Source organism: Psychromonas sp. SR45-3, from assembly GCF_014163575.1.
Classification (GTDB): domain Bacteria; phylum Pseudomonadota; class Gammaproteobacteria; order Enterobacterales; family Psychromonadaceae; genus Psychromonas; species Psychromonas arctica.
Genome location: NZ_JACJDP010000026.1, coordinates 1 through 20,247 on the forward strand (window position 1 = coordinate 1; position 20,247 = coordinate 20,247).

At 37.7% G+C, this 20,247-nt stretch carries 17 protein-coding genes and 1 riboswitch; of the genes, 8 read left to right on the forward strand and 9 right to left on the reverse strand.

What is annotated here, in order from left to right:
* Window positions 1–508: 508 nt before the first annotated feature.
* From H5084_RS13455 to H5084_RS13465, 3 genes are all read right to left on the reverse strand, one after another.
* The gene (locus H5084_RS13455; protein WP_182690800.1) at window positions 509–2,344 is read right to left on the reverse strand and encodes an SLC13 family permease; all 1,836 of its coding nucleotides are present in this window, start codon (window positions 2,342–2,344) and stop codon (window positions 509–511) included.
* Between the two features lie 267 nt (window positions 2,345–2,611).
* Window positions 2,612–3,250, reverse strand: coding sequence for a cAMP-activated global transcriptional regulator CRP (crp, locus tag H5084_RS13460; RefSeq protein ID WP_028868783.1), 639 nt, complete (start codon window positions 3,248–3,250; stop codon window positions 2,612–2,614).
* Window positions 3,251–3,475: 225 nt separating this feature from the next.
* Window positions 3,476–3,706: a YheU family protein gene (locus tag H5084_RS13465; RefSeq protein WP_028868782.1), complete on the reverse strand. Its 231-nt coding sequence runs from the start codon at window positions 3,704–3,706 to the stop codon at window positions 3,476–3,478.
* A gap of 53 nt (window positions 3,707–3,759) precedes the next feature.
* Here H5084_RS13465 and can point away from each other — a divergent pair, with 53 nt between their 5' ends.
* Both can and H5084_RS13475 read left to right on the forward strand, forming a co-directional pair.
* On the forward strand, window positions 3,760–4,389 hold the full coding sequence (can, locus tag H5084_RS13470; RefSeq protein WP_028868781.1) for a carbonate dehydratase: 630 nt from the start codon (window positions 3,760–3,762) through the stop codon (window positions 4,387–4,389).
* 54 nt (window positions 4,390–4,443) lie between these two features.
* Window positions 4,444–4,749 (forward strand): cytochrome c, encoded by a 306-nt coding sequence (locus tag H5084_RS13475; RefSeq protein ID WP_028868780.1) that lies wholly within the window; start codon window positions 4,444–4,446, stop codon window positions 4,747–4,749.
* Window positions 4,750–4,823: 74 nt separating this feature from the next.
* Here the strand turns inward: H5084_RS13475 and H5084_RS13480 are convergent, their stop codons facing one another.
* From H5084_RS13480 to H5084_RS13500, 5 genes are all read right to left on the reverse strand, one after another.
* Window positions 4,824–5,426, reverse strand: coding sequence for a peroxiredoxin C (locus tag H5084_RS13480; protein WP_028868779.1), 603 nt, complete (start codon window positions 5,424–5,426; stop codon window positions 4,824–4,826).
* 571 nt (window positions 5,427–5,997) lie between these two features.
* Entirely contained in the window at window positions 5,998–6,840 is an 843-nt protein-coding gene (gene menB / locus H5084_RS13485; protein WP_028868778.1) for a 1,4-dihydroxy-2-naphthoyl-CoA synthase, read from the reverse strand.
* A gap of 19 nt (window positions 6,841–6,859) precedes the next feature.
* Window positions 6,860–7,651: a 2-succinyl-6-hydroxy-2,4-cyclohexadiene-1-carboxylate synthase gene (gene menH / locus H5084_RS13490; RefSeq protein ID WP_028868777.1), complete on the reverse strand. Its 792-nt coding sequence runs from the start codon at window positions 7,649–7,651 to the stop codon at window positions 6,860–6,862.
* The gene (gene menD / locus H5084_RS13495; RefSeq protein WP_182690801.1) at window positions 7,638–9,374 is read right to left on the reverse strand and encodes a 2-succinyl-5-enolpyruvyl-6-hydroxy-3-cyclohexene-1-carboxylic-acid synthase; all 1,737 of its coding nucleotides are present in this window, start codon (window positions 9,372–9,374) and stop codon (window positions 7,638–7,640) included. The genes menH and menD overlap by 14 nt, the downstream gene beginning before the upstream one ends.
* Window positions 9,375–9,384: 10 nt before the next feature.
* Window positions 9,385–10,695, reverse strand: a complete 1,311-nt coding sequence (locus H5084_RS13500) for an isochorismate synthase MenF (RefSeq protein ID WP_182690802.1) — start codon at window positions 10,693–10,695, stop codon at window positions 9,385–9,387.
* 115 nt (window positions 10,696–10,810) lie between these two features.
* On the opposite strand from H5084_RS13500, the gene menA reads away from it, so the two are divergent.
* The 3 genes from menA (at window position 10,811) to H5084_RS13515 (ending at window position 16,283) form a co-directional block, all read left to right on the forward strand.
* Window positions 10,811–11,725, forward strand: coding sequence for a 1,4-dihydroxy-2-naphthoate octaprenyltransferase (gene menA / locus H5084_RS13505; protein WP_182690803.1), 915 nt, complete (start codon window positions 10,811–10,813; stop codon window positions 11,723–11,725).
* 205 nt (window positions 11,726–11,930) lie between these two features.
* The gene (gene fusA / locus H5084_RS13510) at window positions 11,931–14,024 is read left to right on the forward strand and encodes an elongation factor G (protein WP_182690804.1); all 2,094 of its coding nucleotides are present in this window, start codon (window positions 11,931–11,933) and stop codon (window positions 14,022–14,024) included.
* A 366-nt stretch (window positions 14,025–14,390) separates the two neighbouring features.
* Window positions 14,391–16,283, forward strand: a complete 1,893-nt coding sequence (locus tag H5084_RS13515) for a methyl-accepting chemotaxis protein (RefSeq protein WP_220485967.1) — start codon at window positions 14,391–14,393, stop codon at window positions 16,281–16,283.
* A gap of 137 nt (window positions 16,284–16,420) precedes the next feature.
* Here the strand turns inward: H5084_RS13515 and H5084_RS13520 are convergent, their stop codons facing one another.
* Entirely contained in the window at window positions 16,421–16,927 is a 507-nt protein-coding gene (locus tag H5084_RS13520; protein WP_182690805.1) for a PaaI family thioesterase, read from the reverse strand.
* A 137-nt stretch (window positions 16,928–17,064) separates the two neighbouring features.
* Between H5084_RS13520 and H5084_RS13525 the strand changes: the two genes are divergently transcribed.
* From H5084_RS13525 to thiC, 3 genes are all read left to right on the forward strand, one after another.
* Window positions 17,065–17,364 carry a DUF134 domain-containing protein gene (locus H5084_RS13525; protein WP_028868696.1) on the forward strand — a complete coding sequence of 100 codons (300 nt, stop codon included), beginning with the start codon at window positions 17,065–17,067 and terminating at the stop codon, window positions 17,362–17,364.
* A gap of 10 nt (window positions 17,365–17,374) precedes the next feature.
* On the forward strand, window positions 17,375–17,767 hold the full coding sequence (locus tag H5084_RS13530) for a NifB/NifX family molybdenum-iron cluster-binding protein (RefSeq protein WP_028868695.1): 393 nt from the start codon (window positions 17,375–17,377) through the stop codon (window positions 17,765–17,767).
* 245 nt (window positions 17,768–18,012) lie between these two features.
* Window positions 18,013–18,150: riboswitch (TPP riboswitch) on the forward strand.
* A gap of 95 nt (window positions 18,151–18,245) precedes the next feature.
* The gene (gene thiC / locus H5084_RS13535; protein ID WP_259396803.1) at window positions 18,246–20,240 is read left to right on the forward strand and encodes a phosphomethylpyrimidine synthase ThiC; all 1,995 of its coding nucleotides are present in this window, start codon (window positions 18,246–18,248) and stop codon (window positions 20,238–20,240) included.
* Window positions 20,241–20,247: the final 7 nt, after the last annotated feature.

Genomic DNA, 20,247 nt, shown 5'->3' on the forward strand with positions numbered 1-20,247 from the left:
GAAACGCAGCTGCGCCGATGATAGTGTGGGGTCTCCCCATGCGAAAGTAGGTCATCGCCAAGCGCCTAATTTAAAATAGCCCCACTGGTTAGTTCCGGTGGGGCTTTTTTAATTGTGTTGATTTAGTGATGATTACTTTCGCATGGGATAAACGAAATGCCACACAATGGCCATCCTTTAGTGCGACAGTAGGGCGAATATCGCGATAGCGATGGGTCATGAGCAATCTTCACCCATCGCCAAGTTGGCATAGTATTCAGAATAACCCTGTAGACTCTGTCTACAGGGTTATTCTCGTTTAGGGCTTTTGATGGTGATGACCTGCTTGAGCATGGGATAAATAAAGCGCCACGCAGTGGCCATCCTTTAGTGCGACAGTAGGGCGAATATCGCGATAGCGATGGGTCATGAGCAATGTTCAACTATCGCCAAGTTCTCTAAAAGCAGCTAGATACTCAATTCAATGATCAGACTTAGATAGTATCGATAAATCTGCAATGGATCGTTGCTATAAGTACATCCAATTTAATATTAATGAGAGGGTTATCCACATTAATATGACTAAGGGAATGCCTATACGTAGAAAGTCAGAAAATTGATAGCCGCCTGCGTTCATCACTAATAGATTAGTTTTATAAGCCATTGGAGTTGCATAACTTAAGTTGGCACCAAATAATACAGCAAGTATAAATGGTTCTGGTGAAAGGTTAAGCTGAGTAGCAACTGAGATGGCAATGGGAGTTCCAATAACTGCCGCTGCATTATTAGAAACAATATTAGTTAAGATAGCGAGCAGTAGCATTAAAGCCGATAAAACTCCTCCTGGTGGAAGGCCAGAGGATAAAACTACAAATACTTGTGCAATGTACTCCGCTCCTCCTGTAGACATCATCGCAGCACCGAGTGCTAAAGAGGCTGCTACTATTAAAATGACTTGGGTACTTAATGCGGAAGAGGCTTCTTCCCAGTTTAAACATTTACTGATTAATAATACTAGTACGCCACACACTGAACTAATTTCAATTGGTAATAAGTCGAATGCGGAAGATAATACAACAGCAAGTAATGTCCCCAACGCTAACGGTGCCTTGCTAGTTTGTGGTAATTGTTCTGCACCATCTATGATTAATAAACCTTGTTGAGATTTTAATCGTTCTATTTGTTTTGTTTTACCTTGTACTAATAACACATCAGCAATTCTCAGAGAGGTATTTGGAATACCACTGCGGGCTGTCTCCATGGGTTTACCTGCTCGATGCAATGCTATCACTGAGATATCATTTCTATTAAGAAAGTTGGTTTGTTGTAAGGTTCTTCCTTCTAACCCTGATCCGGCAATGATCACAATTTCTGCTAGTGTCTGATCTCCTGCTTCCAAAGCAGATAGTTCATTAGACTTATCTGAATCAGAAAATAAAGTCGCCCCCAATACTGATTCATACTCTTTAATATTATCAGGATAATCATGTATTTTTAAACGGTCACCAGCAATAAGGACTGTATCTGGTAAAGGGATGATATTTTGCTGGTTTTGATTACGTTGAATTCCCTCTATTTTGATGACACCATCGGTCAGTTTAATTATTTCTGTAATCGTTTTACCATTAGCTGCACTGTCTTCATTGATATTTAAATAAGCCGTAAATAAGCGTGGAGAGGTATCTGGCATTGAAGGTGTACGAGTAGGTAATAATTTAGGTGCTATAAATCCTAAATACAGGACTGCAACCACGGCAGCGATCAATGCCGGTTGAATAAAATCAAATAACTCAAATTCAATAACTCCCATATTTTTTGCGATACTAACGACTAATAAGTTTGTTGACGTTCCTATAGTTGTTGCCATTCCCCCAACTAACGTTGCTAACCCCATAGGTAGAAGTAATGGTGATGAATCTGTTTTAGTACGTAACGAGACACTGATTAAAATGGGCAGTAATAAAACAACAACGGGTGTGTTATTGATAAATGCACTTAGCGCACCCGCTAAGATCAAAGTTAATAATAAAGATAATTTAGGGCTTATTCTCCATAGTTTGGCTAGATATCGACCGATCGGCTCTAATGCGCCAGTTCGAACAATACCATGGCCAATAATCATTAATGCACAAACCGTGACTAAAGCTTCGTGTCCAAATCCTAAAAATAATGAACTTGGTTCAAAGTAATGGGCGGCTTTTTCGTCGTAGAAAGGGAAGAATACAAATAATAGACAGAGGACCGCTATGATTGAAAGCGAGGATGTTTCTAAAGGAATATCTTCACGACGGAATAAATATAACGCGAGTACTGTGATCAACAACACTATAAGCGCATGATTATTAGGTAGATCTGGAATATTCAAATGCCATCTCCTTAATAATGTCTTGTTATCATTTTATATATTAGATGTATGCAGGTTGTGATATTTGGGTGGTATTGATATGAAACTGATATCAGGACTAGGTTAAAAGCGATACCATCATTACTTTAGCATAACGCTTTTGTTTTTTTGCGGGATGAATCATGATTGTGAAATATCGCTCTTTTATTGTCCTGTATTGTTAGAAATAAAATGCAGATATAAAAAAACCGCAGTTAAGCGGTTTTTTATTGTTATATTTTCATGCGATTAACGCGTACCAAATACTACGATTGTTTTACCATGTGCAGAGATAAGGCCTTGTTCTTCTAACATTTTCAAGATGCGTCCAACAGTCTCACGTGAACAGCCCACGATTTGACCGATTTCTTGACGCGTGATTTTGATTTGCATACCATCTGGATGTGTCATCGCATCGGGTTGCTTAGCTAAATCTAATAATGTGTTTGCAATACGACCTGTTACATCTAAAAATGCTAAGTTACCTACTTTTTGGCTAGTAACTTGTAGTCTGTTCGCCATTTGGCGAGAAAGGCGCATTAAAATTTCAGGATTTACTGTAATTAGCTGAGTAAATTTTTTGTAAGAAATTTCAGCCACTTCACATGCTGATTTTGCTTTCACAGAAGCACTGCGAATTGGTTCTTCTTCTTTGTCAAATAAACCTAATTCACCGATGAAATCACCTTGGTTTAGATAAGATAGGATCATCTCTTTTCCATCTTCATCTTTAATTACAACAGCAACAGATCCTTTAACAATAAAGTACAGTGTGTCAGCTTTTTCACCTGCATGAATTAACATACTTTTTGCCGGATATTTGTGCGTATGACAATGTGATAAAAACCATTCTAAAGTAGGATCGGTTTGAGGTTTGGTAATGATCATAAACTTCCCTTTATCTGTATTGAATAGCTAATGGCTATTTCTTTTCATTTGTTGCACGAATAGACTTGTATATGAATTGTATCGCTTTTTTTTCAAACTCTATAATGTTTCTCAACATTAGTTGTGCAATAAATTAGATCTTGGTCATAAACAAGATTTATTTATTATGGTTTTGATTAGTTCTGCACTTATGCTCTCGGAATTAACCAAAGAACTATGATTTATTCATCTATTTTGAGTCTGTTGGAACTCTTGCTTACTAATCAAAGTGACACTCTCATTTAACTCTGAATACATGATAAATATTTCTTCATTTTTTATTTGAGTTAAAATTTGTTGCGTTTTTTGTTGTAATGAAAACTCTACTTCTCCGTAATCAGTACCCTCACGTAAAATATATTGTTCTATTAAATTGTTTAATGTCATTACATCAAGTTGTTGGTAAGGTATTAACATAAAAGGGCTCATCTAGGCTTTTCTTTAACAATACAGTAATTTAGAGGTGAAGTATGAGTTTGTTAAATGATTTACTTAAAAATAATAAGCAATGGGCGGAAGATATCTTAAAAGAAGATCCTGATTTTTTTATGCACTTAGCTGAGCAGCAATCACCAGAGTATTTATGGATTGGTTGTTCTGATAGTCGAGTGCCTGCCAATCAGCTATTAGGCTTGATGCCTGGTGATGTTTTTGTACATCGTAATATTGCTAATTTAGTGATTCATACCGACTTGAACTGTATGTCTGTGATTAAATATGCTGTTGATGTATTAAAAGTTAAACATATTATGGTGACAGGGCACTATGACTGTGGCGGAGTACGTGCAGCAATGGAAAAGCAATCCTTTGAATTGATTGATGGGTGGCTAAGAAATATTAAAGATGTGTATGTTAATCATCGTGCTGAATTCTTAGATTCAATGACAGAGAAACAAAAGTTGGATCACCTCACTGAGCTCAATATCATTGAGCAAGTTAAAAATGTTTGTCATACAACCTGTGTGCAAAATGCTTGGGTAAAAGGCCAGGACCTCACCGTACACGGTCTGATTTATTCTGTAAAAAATGGTCGTTTAAAAGACTTACAAGTGAATTTTGATAATATTGATAGCATTAATGATTTGTATCATATTAATTAATTAATGCAGTACTAGACTAGTTAACCAAAGAGTGATTTTAAAATGGAGTTGAATATGAACAAAAAGTTAATCGGTTTGTTGTTGGTTGGCCTGCCTTTTTTTGTTAGTGCAGGAGATATTGATGCAGGTAAAGCGAAGTCTGCTGTTTGTGTTGCTTGTCATGGTGTAGAGGGTATTTCTGCTGTACCTATTTATCCTAATCTTAAAGGACAAAAAGAAGTTTATTTAGCTTCATCATTAAAAGCGTATAAAGCTTCGCAACGACAAGGTGGTATGTCAGCACTGATGACGCCGCAAGCCGCAGCTTTAAGTGATACTGATATCGCTGATCTTGCTGCTTATTACTCTTCCTTGAAATAAACATGACCGCGTGATCAAAAATGGCCTCATAGAGGCCATTTTTATTATTAATATAGATATTTAAATATCAAATATTATAGGTCGTCAGAGTGACCTGATAAGTATTTTGCAACGCCTTCTGGAGTAGCTTCCATACCTGCTTTGTCTTTAGCCCATTGTGCAGGACAAACTTCACCGTGCTCTTCATGGAATTGTAGTGCATCAACCATACGCAACATTTCATCGATGTTACGACCTAAAGGTAGATCGTTAACTACTTGATGACGAACAACACCGTTTTTGTCAATTAAGAAAGAACCACGTAATGCAACGCCAGCTTCTTCTAATTCAACATCATATGCTTTACAGATTTCGTGTTTAACGTCTGCAACTAATGGGTATTGAACAGCACCGATACCGCCATCATTGATAGCAGTGTTACGCCATGCGTTGTGAGAGAATTGTGAATCAATTGATACACCAATTACTTCAACACCACGTGCTTGGAAATCACCAAAACGTTTGTCAAAAGCAATGAGTTCTGAAGGACATACAAAAGTGAAATCTAATGGGTAAAAGAAGATAACTGTTTCTTTACCGTTTGCGAATTCTTTTAGGTTAAAACTATCAACAATTTCACCGTTACCTAATACTGCTGCTGCTGTAAAATCAGGAGCTTGCTTACCTACTAATACCATGAGATTTTCCTTTATATAAGTTCAAATGAAGTTATGAATTATTTTTATCAGACATAACTTCATTAGGATGCGTTAAATAAAAAAAATATGCGAATTGTTTGTATCAATTAATTTAATAGGTTTTAACTATCGGTTTTTTGCTTTTATTTCTCACTACAAACTCGATAATTATTTGTTGATGTTAATGTTGATGTTGATGCTATTAATGGTCTTGAAGCTATCTAAATAGATAAGTCTCAGGAAGGGGCGGATCTTATTGGGTTAGTCACTGTAATTATCCGTCGGACATCAATAATAGTGGATAAAGCGAATTACTTTTAGTTAAATCCATCTTTTGAATAGCATCAAATGAATCGCATTACGCTTATCGATAATTGATATAAATAACAGAACTGAACGGCTACTTTGAATAACGAATATTAAAATATGAACAGGATAAAAGTGAGGAACTGAATTAATGTTGTTATTAATGGCTGTAGGGTTTTTAGTCTCTTATTAAAGCTAATAAACCCGACTTTTTAGTACGGGTTTATCTAAGTATCTGCTTTTCTTCAGGGCTGAGGGCTGAGGGCTAAGGATTACGTCCATATTTACTAAAGTCAGGTTTGCGTTTTTCGTTGAAAGCATTTCTTCCTTCTTGACCTTCCTCACTCATATAAAACAGCATCGTTGCATTTCCAGCTAATTCTTGTAACCCAGCTTGACCATCACAATCCGCATTAAGTGCCGCTTTTAAACAACGCAATGCCATCGGGCTATTTTGTAATATCTCTCGGCACCATTTTACTGTTTCTTTCTCAAGGTTTACTAATGGAACAACGGTGTTCACTAACCCCATATCAACGGCTTCTTGTGCATCATACATACGGCAAAGAAACCAGATTTCACGCGCTTTTTTCTGCCCTACAATACGCGCCATATAACTGGCGCCCCAACCACCATCAAAAGATCCAACTTTAGGGCCTGTTTGACCAAATTTTGCATTATCCGCGGCAATCGTTAAGTCGCACATCATGTGCAATACATGACCACCCCCGACAGCATAACCAGCAACCATTGCTATCACAGGTTTGGGACAAGTCCGAATCTGGCGTTGAAAGTCTAATACATTAAGATGGTGCCCACCTTCTTCATCTTTATAACCTGAATCACCACGGACACTTTGATCTCCGCCTGAGCAAAATGCTAAATCTCCAGCGCCAGTAAGAATAATGACACCAATTTTTTGGTCATAACGTGCATCACTTAATGCTTGCATCATTTCGTTGACTGTTTGAGGGCGAAATGCGTTACGTACTTGTGGTCGATTAATGGTTATTTTCGCAATACCTTCGGCTTTGTGATAAAAAATATCTTCAAAAGGTAAAGAACTTTCGTTCCATTGTATTGCTGAATAAAAGTCTGAATCAGTCATAATGGCTCCAACGTAATGTTTAAGAATGCTCTGTTAATAATAATTGTTTAATATTATTGGCATAGTTTATGGGATCTTGTTGGTGCGTGTTATGACCTAAACCATTAAAACAGTGAGTTTTTATATTTTTTGTTTGCGGAATAAATTTAGCTATCTGCGTAAACTTGGTATCTTTTTGCCCATAAAAATAACTAATCGCTAACGTTGTTTTGCTTAAAAAGTCTTGAGCACAATGTTGTTGGGCTAAGCTGGTTGAAAGCAACATATTCGCTAAGAAAACACCGTAGTTATGATTCCTTTTTTTTATGATATTTTGTTTTTGTTGTTCATTTAAATCCTCAAAGATCGGCTGTGCATACCATTGCTGTAAACTTTCTTCGATAGATTGAGTAGAGAATTTCTCTGCCCAAGCAAGATCAAATTGATAACGATTTTGCTTTGCTTCTTTATCTACTAATCCAATATGGCATGATTCTAAAATTAAATGTGTTAAACGAGGGTCATTTTGACTGCGAGCGTAATCCAATGCAATACGCCCACCGAGTGAGTATCCGACTAAACAAAACGAGTTAATGTTAAGTGATGCTAAGGTGAACTTTATCAATTTATGGCAATGTTCAAAACCACCTTCTAAAGGAGCTACGTTAGAAACCGAAGATCCGTGACCTGGTAAATCGATGGTAACACAATGGAAGTCATTTTTAAGGTGCTCGATGGTGGTTTGCCAATCCTTTCTATTGCCTAAAAAACCATGCAAAAAAACCAACGTTGGGTGGTCCTTTGAACCTTGCTGTTCACTAAATAATGGCATTTTGTAATTGCTCCTTTATTTCTGCTAACTGGATTGGCGTTAGTAGATTGCTGATACAAACTTCAATTAATGTTGCTTTATTGTGGGTAGTTATCGCGAGTGCATGTTGGTAATTTTCTTTAAAGGCTGTCAACGTTTTAGGCTGTTGGTAGTGAATTGAAAATTGCGCGCAGGTTTGGGAAAACGTTAAGCCGTGCGGTAACTGATAAAATGCTTGGTGTTGAGCTTTAGGGACGGGTAATAAGTTAAAAATACCTCCACCATCATTATTTAAAAGCACAATCACAAAGGGGTGTTGTAACTGAGTTAATAACGCTAAGGAGTTTAAATCATATAAAAAAGAGGTGTCGCCAATTAATAGCGCCGTTGCCGCCTGTTTATTTTTAGCAATACCCACTGCCGTTGCAATCACACCATCTATTCCACTTGCACCACGATTGCTATAAATTGTTGCGTTTGTATTGGCAAACATATCAGCTAAGCGGATCGCGAGACTATTCCCTAGAATAATATTATCTGTGCTGTGATTTAATACATATGCAGTACTATTTACTTCACTAATCTGATCATTCAGTAAATAAGGCTTAATAATATCTGGCAGCTGATCTTGATATACTTTTATTTTTTCAATCCACTTTTTATCTGTTGTTTTATTATTGTGTGCTTGTTTTATGAAGTTTTTTGCATTACTTACAAAACGTTGAGTGACGCAATGTGCGGGATCTATGCGTTGAGTATATTCAGAAACCACCCAAATAGGTGTGGCCGTTGAGCCGATATATTGTGTTAACCTTTTGCTCACTAAGTGATCTGAAAATTGTATAATTAGATCTGCTTGATCGATGTGTTGCTTAAATGATTGATTGCATAATAATAAATCGTAGCCGGTTATATTATTTATTACTCCCTGTAACTGAGACTGAACATCTGCGAACATTAATAGATTAAATTGTTGGCAAAACTGTGCAATTGCCATTGCCTGTTGCTTATCGCTGATACGTCCCACAAGTACTAAAACTTTCTCTGCATTCAACTCAATATTTTGATTTACGACCTCACCCTGTTGTGTTGAATGATAAATAGTGTAAAGAGCATGATGACTATCCCATCCTTTTAAACTACTAAGGTAGTTTTTGAAGTTAATGGTGCTCTGTTCGGGATAAAAAGGTTCGGCAATTGCCATATTAAAGTGGATCGGGCCTTTATCTAAATGTTGCTGGAATAAACCTTGATTGAGCGTTGTTAATAAGTAATTACTTTTGATAGATTCAGTCGGCGTTGGAATTTGTGCAAAAAATACTGGGTAATCGGCAAAAATTTTGTGCTGATCTATTGCTTGATTTGCTGCGCAATTAATGAGTTCAGGAGGCCTGTCTGCAGAAATGATGATCAGTGGAATATGGCTTTGTTTAGCTTCAATAACAGCTGGATATAAATTAGCCACTGCGGTTCCTGATGTTGTGATGATTACAACGGGCTTTGATGAAGCTTGGCTCAAACCTAATGCAAGAAAGCCTAAGCCTCGTTCGTCAAAATGAACATGTGTTATTACTTTTGGGTGATTAGCAGCAGCCAGTATCAATGGGGTTGAGCGAGATCCTGGTGCAATACAAAAGTCACTGATACCATAGCGAGTTAACTCTTCAATAAACAGGCTAGACCATAATAAATTAATATTATGGTGTTGATGGGGAAAGGTATATTGATGATCTGCCTGTTTCATTGCACGCCCTCTAATGTGTACCCAATATGGTTAATATCGTTTGAATCTTATTATCTAACTCTTGCCATTCTTGTTCTGCAATGGACCCGGTGACAATGCCTGCTCCTGCAAATAGTTTAATGCAGTTTTCGCTCACTAGGGCACTTCTTATGGCGACACTAAAGTCACTTTCATGTTCGCTAATACAACCTACTGCGCCTGCATACCAGCCTCTATTATAAGGTTCATTGTCATTAATAAATTGTAATGCAGGTAATTTGGGCGTGCCACCTACCGCTGGAGTCGGATGTAATTTATATAACAGGTCACTGTCTTTTGTATCTTCAGCTAATTGTGCTGAGATAGGGACGCATAAATGTTGCACGTTATGTAATTGCATTACGTGCGCGGGTGCACTGCTTACTTGTGCTTTAAGTTGTTTTAAACTAGCAACAATAAATTCTTGAACAATATGATTTTCACGGTCTATTTTTTTATCATTTAATAAACTTTGTAATAACAGATCATCTTCGCGTTTATTTCTGCCCCTATTCACTGTGCCTGCTAAAGCTTCTGTTGTCACCGTTCGTTGCTGACGACAGAAAAGGCGCTCCGGAGAGCAGCTGATAAAGCTCTGCTTATTAGATAGTTTTAAAACATAATGGAAACTATTAGGGTTAGCTTGTTGCCAAAGTGCCATCATATCCCAGGTGTTGATAGGGGTATCAAAACATAACTCAGTTTCTCTTGATAATACGACTTTGGGTAATAAAGCCTTATATTCTATGGCAAGCTCAACTAATTTCGCCCATTGTTGCAGATTAGGGCTATCCTGACGCTTTAGAAATTGTGAGTTAAATGCAATTAAGGGGACTGCAGGTTGTAACAGTTTAACGCTATCAATTGTTTTTTTAATGCTATGGGCACCATTAAAATGGAAAGTGACTTGTGTTTGTTCTTTGTCAGTCGCTCTTAATTGTTCAAATACCATTAGCGGTCTGATGAAAAGAATGGCTGGAAAATCAGGCCATTGTTGACCTTGCTGTTGGAAAGCTAAGCCACCTATATAAAATGCTTGTTCAGTAGCTTTGGGGATATGATGTAACGTCTCAATAGCGCCAAAACAGGCAAGAGTTTTACTTTTTTCTTTATTTTGCCAATAGATATGCGGTAATAATGGTAAGTTTTCTTGGCCAGCCAATCTTTGCCCTTTTAATAAAGGCAATAAACTGATTGATTCAATAGTTACTGTTAAATTGGTATTCGGAAAATGTCCGTGAATAAGACTAAATGATTGTAATTGCTGTGTTAATGTTTTTTTCAGTTGTTGAAGTTGGTTCATATCTTCGACTATAACCCAGTGCTATATTTATCTATTCATGTTTGCTAATGTAGCGCGATATTAACCTTATTCCTAGTACCGTTATCAATTATCATCATTTTTTATAGGACTTTTAGTGAAATCATTTCAAGTTTGGATCCAAGCATGTCGATTACGTACCTTACCGTTAGCTGTTGCTTCTATTATTGTTGCCGCAGGCTTAGCGGTACAACATCAAGTTTTTAGCTCGAGCATTTTTGTATTATCTTTATTAACTGCTTTATTACTACAAATCTTGTCCAACTTAGCCAATGATTACGGTGATGCGTTAACGGGGGCGGATGATCAGAGGACGGGTCCAGAAAGGGCTATGCAAAGTGGTTTGATTAGTGCCGCATCTATGAAAAAGGCAATAGTCCTTGTCACAGGGTTATGCCTCATTTCAGGGCTTTCTTTATTAAGCGTTTCATTTGCAGGTGACTTAACTCGTTGGCTGATTTTCTTAGGGCTAGGTGTGGCTGCTATTATTGCTGCAATTACTTATACCATGGGTAAATTACCCTATGGCTATCGTGCTATGGGCGATCTTGCTGTTTTCTTGTTCTTTGGATTATTAGGCGTACTCGGTAGCTTCTATCTACAAGCATTAACGCTGCCTATTTCTTTAATATTACCTGCTATCAGTGTCGGTTTATTAAGTGCAGCTGTTTTAAACATTAACAACATGCGTGATGTTTATAGTGACAAAGCGGCTAATAAAATCACTTTAGTGGTTTTATTAGGACGTAAAAAAGCGTTTGTTTATCACTTACTGCTTATCAGTACTGCAATGTTATGTAGTTCACTCTATATTTATCAGCTTGAGGGAAGCCAATTTTGGCAATATCTATTTTTATTAATTACCAGCCCATTAGCGAAAAGCTGTATTCAAATTGCTGAAGCAATCAAAAAAGATGATCGAGAAGGTGCAGTTTTTAATGAACAACTGAAAAACACAGCAATCAGTGCTTTTGTATTTTCATTATTGTTTGCGATTGTTCTGATTGCTTAAAAATCGAACAATTATTCTGCTAATAACTGGTTTTAAAGTCAGTTGTTTCGGTTTTTTTTACTATTTTTATAAAACATGACAAAATAAAGTCGAAAAAAACAACATATTTCCGCTTTTTTCTAAATACTGTGTTCTGTTTAACTACAAAGATTGTATAATACCGCGGGAATATAGCCTCCAATTTTTTACATACAGAGTATAAAAAATGACAGATTTAAGTAAATACAGAAACATTGGTATTTTCGCGCACGTTGATGCGGGTAAAACTACTACTACAGAGCGTATCTTGAAACTTACTGGACAGATCCACAAAACTGGTGAAGTACATGATGGCGAATCTACAACTGACTTCATGGAACAGGAAGCTGAGCGCGGTATTACTATACAATCTGCTGCTGTAACTTGTTTCTGGAAAGATCATCGTTTTAACGTAATCGATACTCCTGGACACGTTGACTTCACAGTTGAAGTTTACCGTTCACTTAAAGTATTGGATGGCGGCATTGGTGTATTCTGTGGTTCTGGTGGTGTTGAACCACAATCAGAAACTAACTGGCGTTACGCGAATGACTCAAAAGTTGCACGTATTATCTTCGTAAACAAATTAGACCGTATGGGTGCTGATTTTTATCGCGTAGTTAAACAAACTGAAACTGTTCTTGGTGCTAACCCACTAGTTATGGTTCTACCAATCGGTATAGAAGATGACTTCTGTGGTGTTGTTGATCTACTAACTCGTAAAGCACACATTTGGGATGAAACTGGTCTTCCAGAAAACTTCGAAATCACTGATGTTCCTGCGGATATGGTTGATAAAGTAGAAGAATACCGTGAAATGTTGCTTGAAGAAGCATTAGGTCAAGATGATGATCTACTTGAAGCATACCTTGAAGGCGAAGAGCCATCTCTAGAAGACATTAAACGTTGTATCCGTAAAGGTACACGTACTATGGAGTTCTTCCCAACTTACTGTGGTTCTGCGTTTAAAAACAAAGGTATGCAAAACATCCTTGACGCTGTTGTTGATTACCTACCTTCACCTACAGAAGTTGATCCACAACCTCTTACAGATGAAGAAGGCGAGCCGAATGGTAAATTTGCATTCGTTTCAGCTGAAGAAACATTTAAAGCGTTAGCATTTAAAATCACTGATGACCGTTTTGGTTCATTAACTTTCGTACGTATCTACTCTGGTACATTGAAGAAAGGCGATACCATCATGAACGCTGCTACAGGTAAAACTGAGCGTGTTGGTCGTATGTGTGAAATGCAAGCTGATGATCGTAACGAACTTACTTCTGCACAAGCGGGCGATATCATCGCTATCGTTGGTATGAAAGGTAACGTTCAAACTGGTCATACATTATGTGATCCAAAAGACCCAATCATTCTAGAAGCGATGGTTTTCCCTAACCCAGTAATCTCTATCTCTGTTACACCAAAAGATAAAGGTTCTACTGAGAAGATGGGTATTGCGATTGGTAAAATGGTTGCAGAAGATCCTACATTTAAAGTTGAAACTGATATCGATTCAGGTGAAACAATCCTGTCTGGTATGGGTGAGCTTCACTTAGATATCAAAGTAGATATATTAAAACGTACTTACGGTGTTGATTTATTAGTTGGTGAACCTCAAGTTGCTTACCGTGAAACAATCACACAAGCAATTGAAGATTCTTACACACATAAGAAACAATCTGGTGGTTCTGGTCAATTTGGTAAAATCGATTACCGTATCAAGCCTGGCGAACCTGGTAGTGGTTTTGCGTTTAAATCAATTGTTGTTGGTGGTAACGTACCTAAAGAATTCTTCCCAGCTATCGAGAAAGGCTTTAAAAGCATGATGGATACTGGTGTACTTGCTGGTTTCCCTGTACTTGACGTTGAAGTTGAACTTTTTGATGGTGGTTTCCATGCCGTGGATTCATCTGCAGTAGCATTTGAATTAGCAGCACGTGGTGCATTCCGTCAGTCTATCCCTAAAGCAGGCGCACAACTTCTTGAGCCTATGATGGCTGTAGACGTGTTCACTCCTGATGATCATGTTGGTGATGTAATCGGTGACCTTAGTCGTCGTCGTGGTATGATCGCTGGTCAAGAGCCTAGTGCTTCTGGTGTTCGTATTAAAGCTGACGTACCTCTTTCAGAAATGTTTGGTTACATCGGTTCACTACGTACAATGACATCAGGTCGTGGTCAGTTCTCTATGGAGTTCAAAAACTACATGCCTTGTCCTGCTTCAGTATCTGATGCTGTGATTGAGAAAGTTAAAGCTGATAAAGCAGCGGCTAAAAAATAATTTTTTTCCTAAATTAGGATAAAAAGAAAATATTTTAAAGTTGATAAACCCTGATAATGAAAGTTATCGGGGTTTTTTTATGTCTAATTTTATGAACGGAAGAGTTTTGCGCGACTGTTAGTGGTGAGTTCTCTATAGAGTTCAAAAAACACCATAGCTTATCCTACTTCCCTAATATCTAGAGTAAGCCGATAAAGTAGCTGCTAAAAGTAATTTCAAATAATAATAATTTTAGCTTTTCCTCGTAATGTAAGATGCGGGGCTCGTTTGTTTTTATCGATATGATGTTTTATTTTTACTTATAGGATATTTTAAACTATCCTCGCACCAACAATAAATTTATATCCAATAATAGGTATTTTAATTATGATTTTTGGTCGAGTTACACTTAAGCAAAAGTTGGCTTTTTCCGCTAGTTTTGCCATTTTAGTCGGTGCTATATTAGTGATGACAATCTCTTTTCAAAGCTCACTCAAACGATTAGATATTGAATTAAATCAGCGGCTTTTAAGTAGTACTAGTTATTACAATCGGTACGTGAGTGACTGGCTTGGTGCAAAAGGAGAAGCGCTACAGTCTCTACCCGCTACCATCGAACTTGATCAATTAGAAAAACATTTACAGCAGCTTCGAGTTGGTGCTAGGTTTGATAATGTATTTTTAGCATTTCAAGATGGTAGTCAAAAAAATGCAAATGGCGTAATTCTACCTCCAGGTAATGATGATCCTAGAAAGTGGGGCTGGTATAAAAATGCGATGAGCAAGCCGCAAGAAGTCTTTATGGATAACCCAACGGTAGCCGCAGCGACAGGCGCAAATGTTGTTTCTCTTGGTAAAGCCGTTCAGGTGCTAGGCGAAACTGCCGTTTTAGGTGCAGATGTACAGATAAGCGATATCATTGAGCAATTACAAAGTGCTGTCTTACCTGGTATAGGTTATATGTTTATCGCAACCGATAAAGGTAATGTTTTTGCACATGCTGATAGCTCGTTATTAAATAAACCGCTTAGTGCGATGGACCCTGGATTGAGTCAAGGTTTATCAAATTTGTCCACCGCAAATGCTAAATTACAAATCATGCTGGTGGCTAATCAAGAGAGTTATGTTTATGTCGCTCCTATTAAAGGAACGCGTTTACAAACGATTGTGATAATTAATAAAGAATCTGTTGTTGCGCCTTTAATTACAGCACTCTGGCAGCAATTGTTAGGTGCATTAGTGATTGTTGCTGTTTGTTTGTTAGCTTTTAATCTGTTTTGTAATTATCTCTTCAAACCATTACAAGGTGTATCTCGCGCTCTGGAAACGATTGCACAAGGGGGAGGTGATTTAACGAGACGTATTGATATTGATAGTAATGACGAAGTGGGTACATTAGCGAAGCACTTCAACCAGTTTATGGGCAGCTTACAAATGCTTATTCAAGATGTTTTTGCGCTGGCTGAACAGCTTAAAATAGAAGCGCGTGACAGTGAAGGGCGATCCAATGAATCAGTTAAAGGGTTACAATTGCAGCAGCAAGAGGTAACCATGGTGGCAACGGCTGTGACTGAGATGTCATCAGCAACGCATGAAATTGCCGAAAATGCAGAGCAAACAGCACAGGCTGCTTATTCTTTAGCTGATTATGCGCAACAGGGGCAATCAGAAGTAGAAAAAACGCAACATTCAATTACCAACTTAACGACTGAAATCGTTCAGGCGACTGATGTTATTAGCGAGCTACATCAGCATGCGCAAGATATAAATGGAATTTTAACAACCATCCAAGGTATCGCGGATCAGACTAATTTATTGGCACTTAACGCTGCTATTGAAGCGGCAAGAGCTGGTGACCACGGACGTGGTTTTGCTGTGGTCGCTGATGAAGTACGTAGTTTAGCGCAGAGGACTCATAGCTCTACTGAAGAAATTCAGAGTATGATCGGCACTTTGCAGACGAGCACTAATAATGCAGTGAAATTGATGAATAACAGTTCTTTATTAGCGAAAGGTACAGTGAATGATGCACAGCAGGCTGCACAATCTTTAGCTAAAATTAAGGATTCAGTAGAAGTTATTAGTAATATGGCAACACAAATTGCCACCGCTTCAGAGGAACAAAATCAAGTAACCTCTGAGATCACTAAAAATACGACATCAATTAAAGATGTAACTGATAAATTAACTGAAGACGCTACGGTATCTAAATTACAAGCGAGTGAATTGAATGCACAAGCTAATTTGTTAAGTGCTAAAGTTTCAGTTTTTCATGTGTAATTAATAATGAACTATTCGCTCCTCTTACTCTTGTAAGGGGAGACTTGTTTATCCCGAGATATCTGCCTTAGGGGAGATATTTTGAACCTCAATGCAGCTAAAGCTACGGTAAGTATAAAACCTATGCTGACAGATACTTAATGTGCTTTGCTTTTAGCAAATCCTTTTGTCATGAAACGTGCACTACTTTTTGCCATCAAGAGACCATCTACATATAACTCACCTTCTACTTTATAAAGAGGAGGACGAGAAGGCAGGACTTTAGCTGTCATTAAAATATCACTGTTGACTTTCATTTCATGTAGAAAGCGAATATTCATATCCGCCGTTACTGCTTCAATATCTTGATTGAAAACCGCTTGGCACATGCTGCTATCTAACAATGCCGCTAAAAAACCACCATGCAATATACTTTCATAGCCCTGCTGATGAATTGAGCTTTTAAAATGAGCCCAGACTTGCTGATTAGGATCACTGTAAAAATCTAATTTCAAACCTAATACGGCATTGGACCCGCACATCATGCAACCTTGATGACTTTTTTGCTTGTGTACTAAGGTGAGTGGCTGAGGAATATTCTTGTTATTAAGTAATTGTAATTCTTTTAATAATTGTGCTTTCTCTGAGTCATGTGTAGCAGACATATTAACCTCTATCATTCATTATTGATAACAAAAGTAATTGGCATATGCTAATTACTTGGTTAAGATAACATAGCAAAAGGTAATTGATAACTGATAACTGAAATTTAGAACTAAGAACTAAGAACTGAGAGCTGTAGATGAGACCTAAAATAAAGCGGCATATCTGTGCTGAAAAATTTGCTAAATGTAGCCTATTTAAACCCAATGGTATTCCAGTAACTAAGCTAATCAAAATCAGTATCGAAAGTGATGAATTGGAAGCTATTCGCTTGGTGGATATTGAAGGGCTTTCGCAACAGGATGCAGCCAAAAGAATGCAAGTTTCACGACAAACCTTTGCCAATATTTTAAAAAAATCACGTTTTAAGATAAGTAATGCATTGATTAATGGTCATGCATTAGTCTTACCCGATGAACTAGTCAACCTCATTAATTAAGGAAAATACCATGATTTATGCTATCGCAATGAGCAATAATAAGCTGTCTCACCAGTTTTCAAAATCTGAGAACTTCACCTTTTATGATGAAAACAATCAGATAATAGCCGTGCATGATAATCCAGCTTTAGGTCTTACCGGTTGCTCTGCAAAGTTATTAATTATTCAACTCTTACAAGAAATGCACTGCGATGTTGTGATTGTTAGAAAAGTAGGTGAAAAAACCTTAGCAAAACTGCTAAATGCAGGTTTAAAAGTAGAGCAAGGTAATACAAGGGATGAGATTGAAACATTATTGCTAAGTGCTAAATTACATCGTCGATCATTAAATACACCTGAGCAAGGTGTGTTGAAAAAGGTATCGCATAAAAATGCTGATGGTCGATGCTGCCACCATCATTAGACCATATAGCCGTTATTTATCAACTTTATGGCTGAGATCTGCTTACTTCTAACCTTGCTGCTTTTTGCATCTTGAATGCGAGTAATTTTTACTTAGCCTCAAATAATAAATGGTTTAGGTTATTGGTTTAAATCATTTTACTATTTCCTTAACCCTTAAGTGATTAATCATTGTTAAGAGTTAAGGTCTTTTTTGCTTAATTTTCTTCTCTTGTTTAACTTGGTTGCTTTTTCTTCTATACTGCCCGCATCTTGTCGGAGTGCTAATGGGAATTTCCCAAAGGCTGAGACCACATTAGTTAGCTATCATTTTGAATAGTTAACGTGGGATCCGTGGAACCTGATTGGGCTAATACCTACGAAGGGAACAAGTAGAAAATATCTGTCTATTTTCCATTCTTGGATATTTTTTAACTTCCACACCTATTCGACAAGCAATCTTTTATAAACCGTTTATATTAAACTAGGTAAAGAATGCTATGTCTAAAGAAATTAATTCAACGTTAAAAACCACTGATCGTAAAGGTCTATCTCGTCGTGAATCACGTCAAGCCGCACAGGATTATATTCAAAATTTGAATAATGAGTCTTATCCTAACTCTGAAAAAATATTTATTGACGGTGATATTCATCCGATCAAAGTAGCGATGCGTCAAATTCATCAAACTGATACATTTGTTGGTGGCAGTGAAGAAAACCCAATTTATGAAAAAAATGAACCTATTCCAGTTTACGATACATCAGGCCCTTATACAGATCCTAATACTAAAATAGATGTCCATGCGGGATTGCCAAAACTACGTAAAAGCTGGATAGAAGCGCGTGATGACGTCGAAGTCCTTGAAGGTGTGACGTCAGAGTTTGCACAGACACGTTTAGCTGACGAGTCATTAGATGAATTACGTTTCGCCAAGTTACCTAAGCCTTTACGCGCTAAAAAAGGTCAATGTGTAACGCAGTTGCATTACGCGCGTCAGGGCATTATCACACCAGAAATGGAATATATTGCGATTCGTGAAAACCAAGGCCGTGAGCGAATTAAATGTGAAGCTTTACTTTCACAACATGCAGGGCAGAGTTACGGAGCGAATTTACAGGAATCAATTACGCCTGAATTTGTTCGCTCAGAAGTAGCTAGAGGGCGTGCGATCATTCCATCTAATATTAACCATCCAGAATTAGAACCGATGATCATTGGTCGTAACTTTTTAGTTAAAGTTAACTCTAATATCGGTAACTCTTCTGTCTCATCTTCCATTGAAGAAGAAGTTGAAAAATTAGTCTGGTCGACGCTTTGGGGCGGTGACACGGTGATGGATTTATCAACGGGTCGTAATATTCATGAGACTCGCGAATGGATCCTACGTAACTCACCTGTACCAATCGGTACCGTACCAATTTACCAAGCCTTAGAAAAAGTAAATGGTGTGGTTGAAGATTTAACCTGGGAGGTCTTTCGCGATACGTTAATTGAGCAAGCAGAGCAAGGTGTGGATTATTTTACAATTCATGCGGGCGTATTGTTACGCTTTGTTCCGATGACGGCTAAACGCGTTACAGGTATTGTGTCACGTGGTGGTTCAATCATGGCGAAGTGGTGTCTGACTTATCATAAAGAAAACTTTGCTTATGAATACTTCCGTGAAATTTGTGAAATTTGCCAGCAGTACGATGTGTCGTTATCACTAGGCGATGGATTACGTCCAGGCTCGGTTGCAGATGCCAATGATGAAGCACAATTTTCTGAACTAGAAGTATTAGGTGAGTTAACCAAAGTAGCTTGGGAATATGATGTGCAAGTGATCATTGAAGGCCCTGGCCATATTCCGATGCAGATGATTAAAGAAAACATGGATAAGCAGTTAACAGAATGTTTTGAAGCGCCTTTCTACACATTAGGTCCACTAACAACTGATATTGCACCGGGTTACGACCATATCACCTCTGGTATCGGTGCTGCGCAAATTGGTTGGTACGGTTGTGCAATGCTGTGTTATGTGACACCTAAAGAACATTTAGGGTTACCTAATAAAGATGATGTAAAAGTAGGTTTGATCACTTATAAAATTGCAGCACATGCAGCAGATTTAGCAAAAGGCCATCCTGGTGCACAAATTCGAGACAATGCTTTATCTAAATCTCGTTTTGAATTCCGTTGGGAAGATCAATTCAATCTCGGTTTAGACCCAGTAACATCGCGAGAATATCACGATGAAACTTTGCCACAAGAATCGGGGAAAGTAGCGCATTTCTGCTCGATGTGTGGCCCTAAATTTTGCTCAATGAAAATCACCCAAGATGTGCGTGACTTTACTGCGAAGTTAGATTCAGGTGAAATATCGATTAAAATTCTTGATGAAACCATTGTTATGACTACAGACATGACAGCGGAACAAGGCATGGCCATTAAAGCGAAAGAGTTTACTGAAAGTGGTGCTGAAATATATCAGCCGGCTTTTGTGGATAAAGTATAAAGCTTAG

Bases quoted from the DNA above. Each gene is read 5' to 3' on its own strand.
- crp (WP_028868783.1), bottom strand. From the start codon at position 3,250: ATGATCATTACCAAACCTCAAACCGATCCTACTTTAGAATGGTTTTTA.
- H5084_RS13465 (WP_028868782.1), bottom strand. From the start codon at position 3,706: ATGTTAATACCTTACCAACAACTTGATGTAATGACATTAAACAATTTA.
- can (WP_028868781.1), top strand. From the start codon at position 3,760: ATGAGTTTGTTAAATGATTTACTTAAAAATAATAAGCAATGGGCGGAA.
- H5084_RS13475 (WP_028868780.1), top strand. From the start codon at position 4,444: ATGAACAAAAAGTTAATCGGTTTGTTGTTGGTTGGCCTGCCTTTTTTT.
- H5084_RS13480 (WP_028868779.1), bottom strand. From the start codon at position 5,426: ATGGTATTAGTAGGTAAGCAAGCTCCTGATTTTACAGCAGCAGCAGTA.
- menB (WP_028868778.1), bottom strand. From the start codon at position 6,840: ATGACTGATTCAGACTTTTATTCAGCAATACAATGGAACGAAAGTTCT.
- menH (WP_028868777.1), bottom strand. From the start codon at position 7,651: ATGCCATTATTTAGTGAACAGCAAGGTTCAAAGGACCACCCAACGTTG.
- menD (WP_182690801.1), bottom strand. From the start codon at position 9,374: ATGAAACAGGCAGATCATCAATATACCTTTCCCCATCAACACCATAAT.
- H5084_RS13500 (WP_182690802.1), bottom strand. From the start codon at position 10,695: ATGAACCAACTTCAACAACTGAAAAAAACATTAACACAGCAATTACAA.
- fusA (WP_182690804.1), top strand. From the start codon at position 11,931: ATGACAGATTTAAGTAAATACAGAAACATTGGTATTTTCGCGCACGTT.
- H5084_RS13515 (WP_220485967.1), top strand. From the start codon at position 14,391: ATGATTTTTGGTCGAGTTACACTTAAGCAAAAGTTGGCTTTTTCCGCT.
- H5084_RS13520 (WP_182690805.1), bottom strand. From the start codon at position 16,927: ATGTCTGCTACACATGACTCAGAGAAAGCACAATTATTAAAAGAATTA.
- H5084_RS13525 (WP_028868696.1), top strand. From the start codon at position 17,065: ATGAGACCTAAAATAAAGCGGCATATCTGTGCTGAAAAATTTGCTAAA.
- H5084_RS13530 (WP_028868695.1), top strand. From the start codon at position 17,375: ATGATTTATGCTATCGCAATGAGCAATAATAAGCTGTCTCACCAGTTT.
- thiC (WP_259396803.1), top strand. From the start codon at position 18,246: ATGTCTAAAGAAATTAATTCAACGTTAAAAACCACTGATCGTAAAGGT.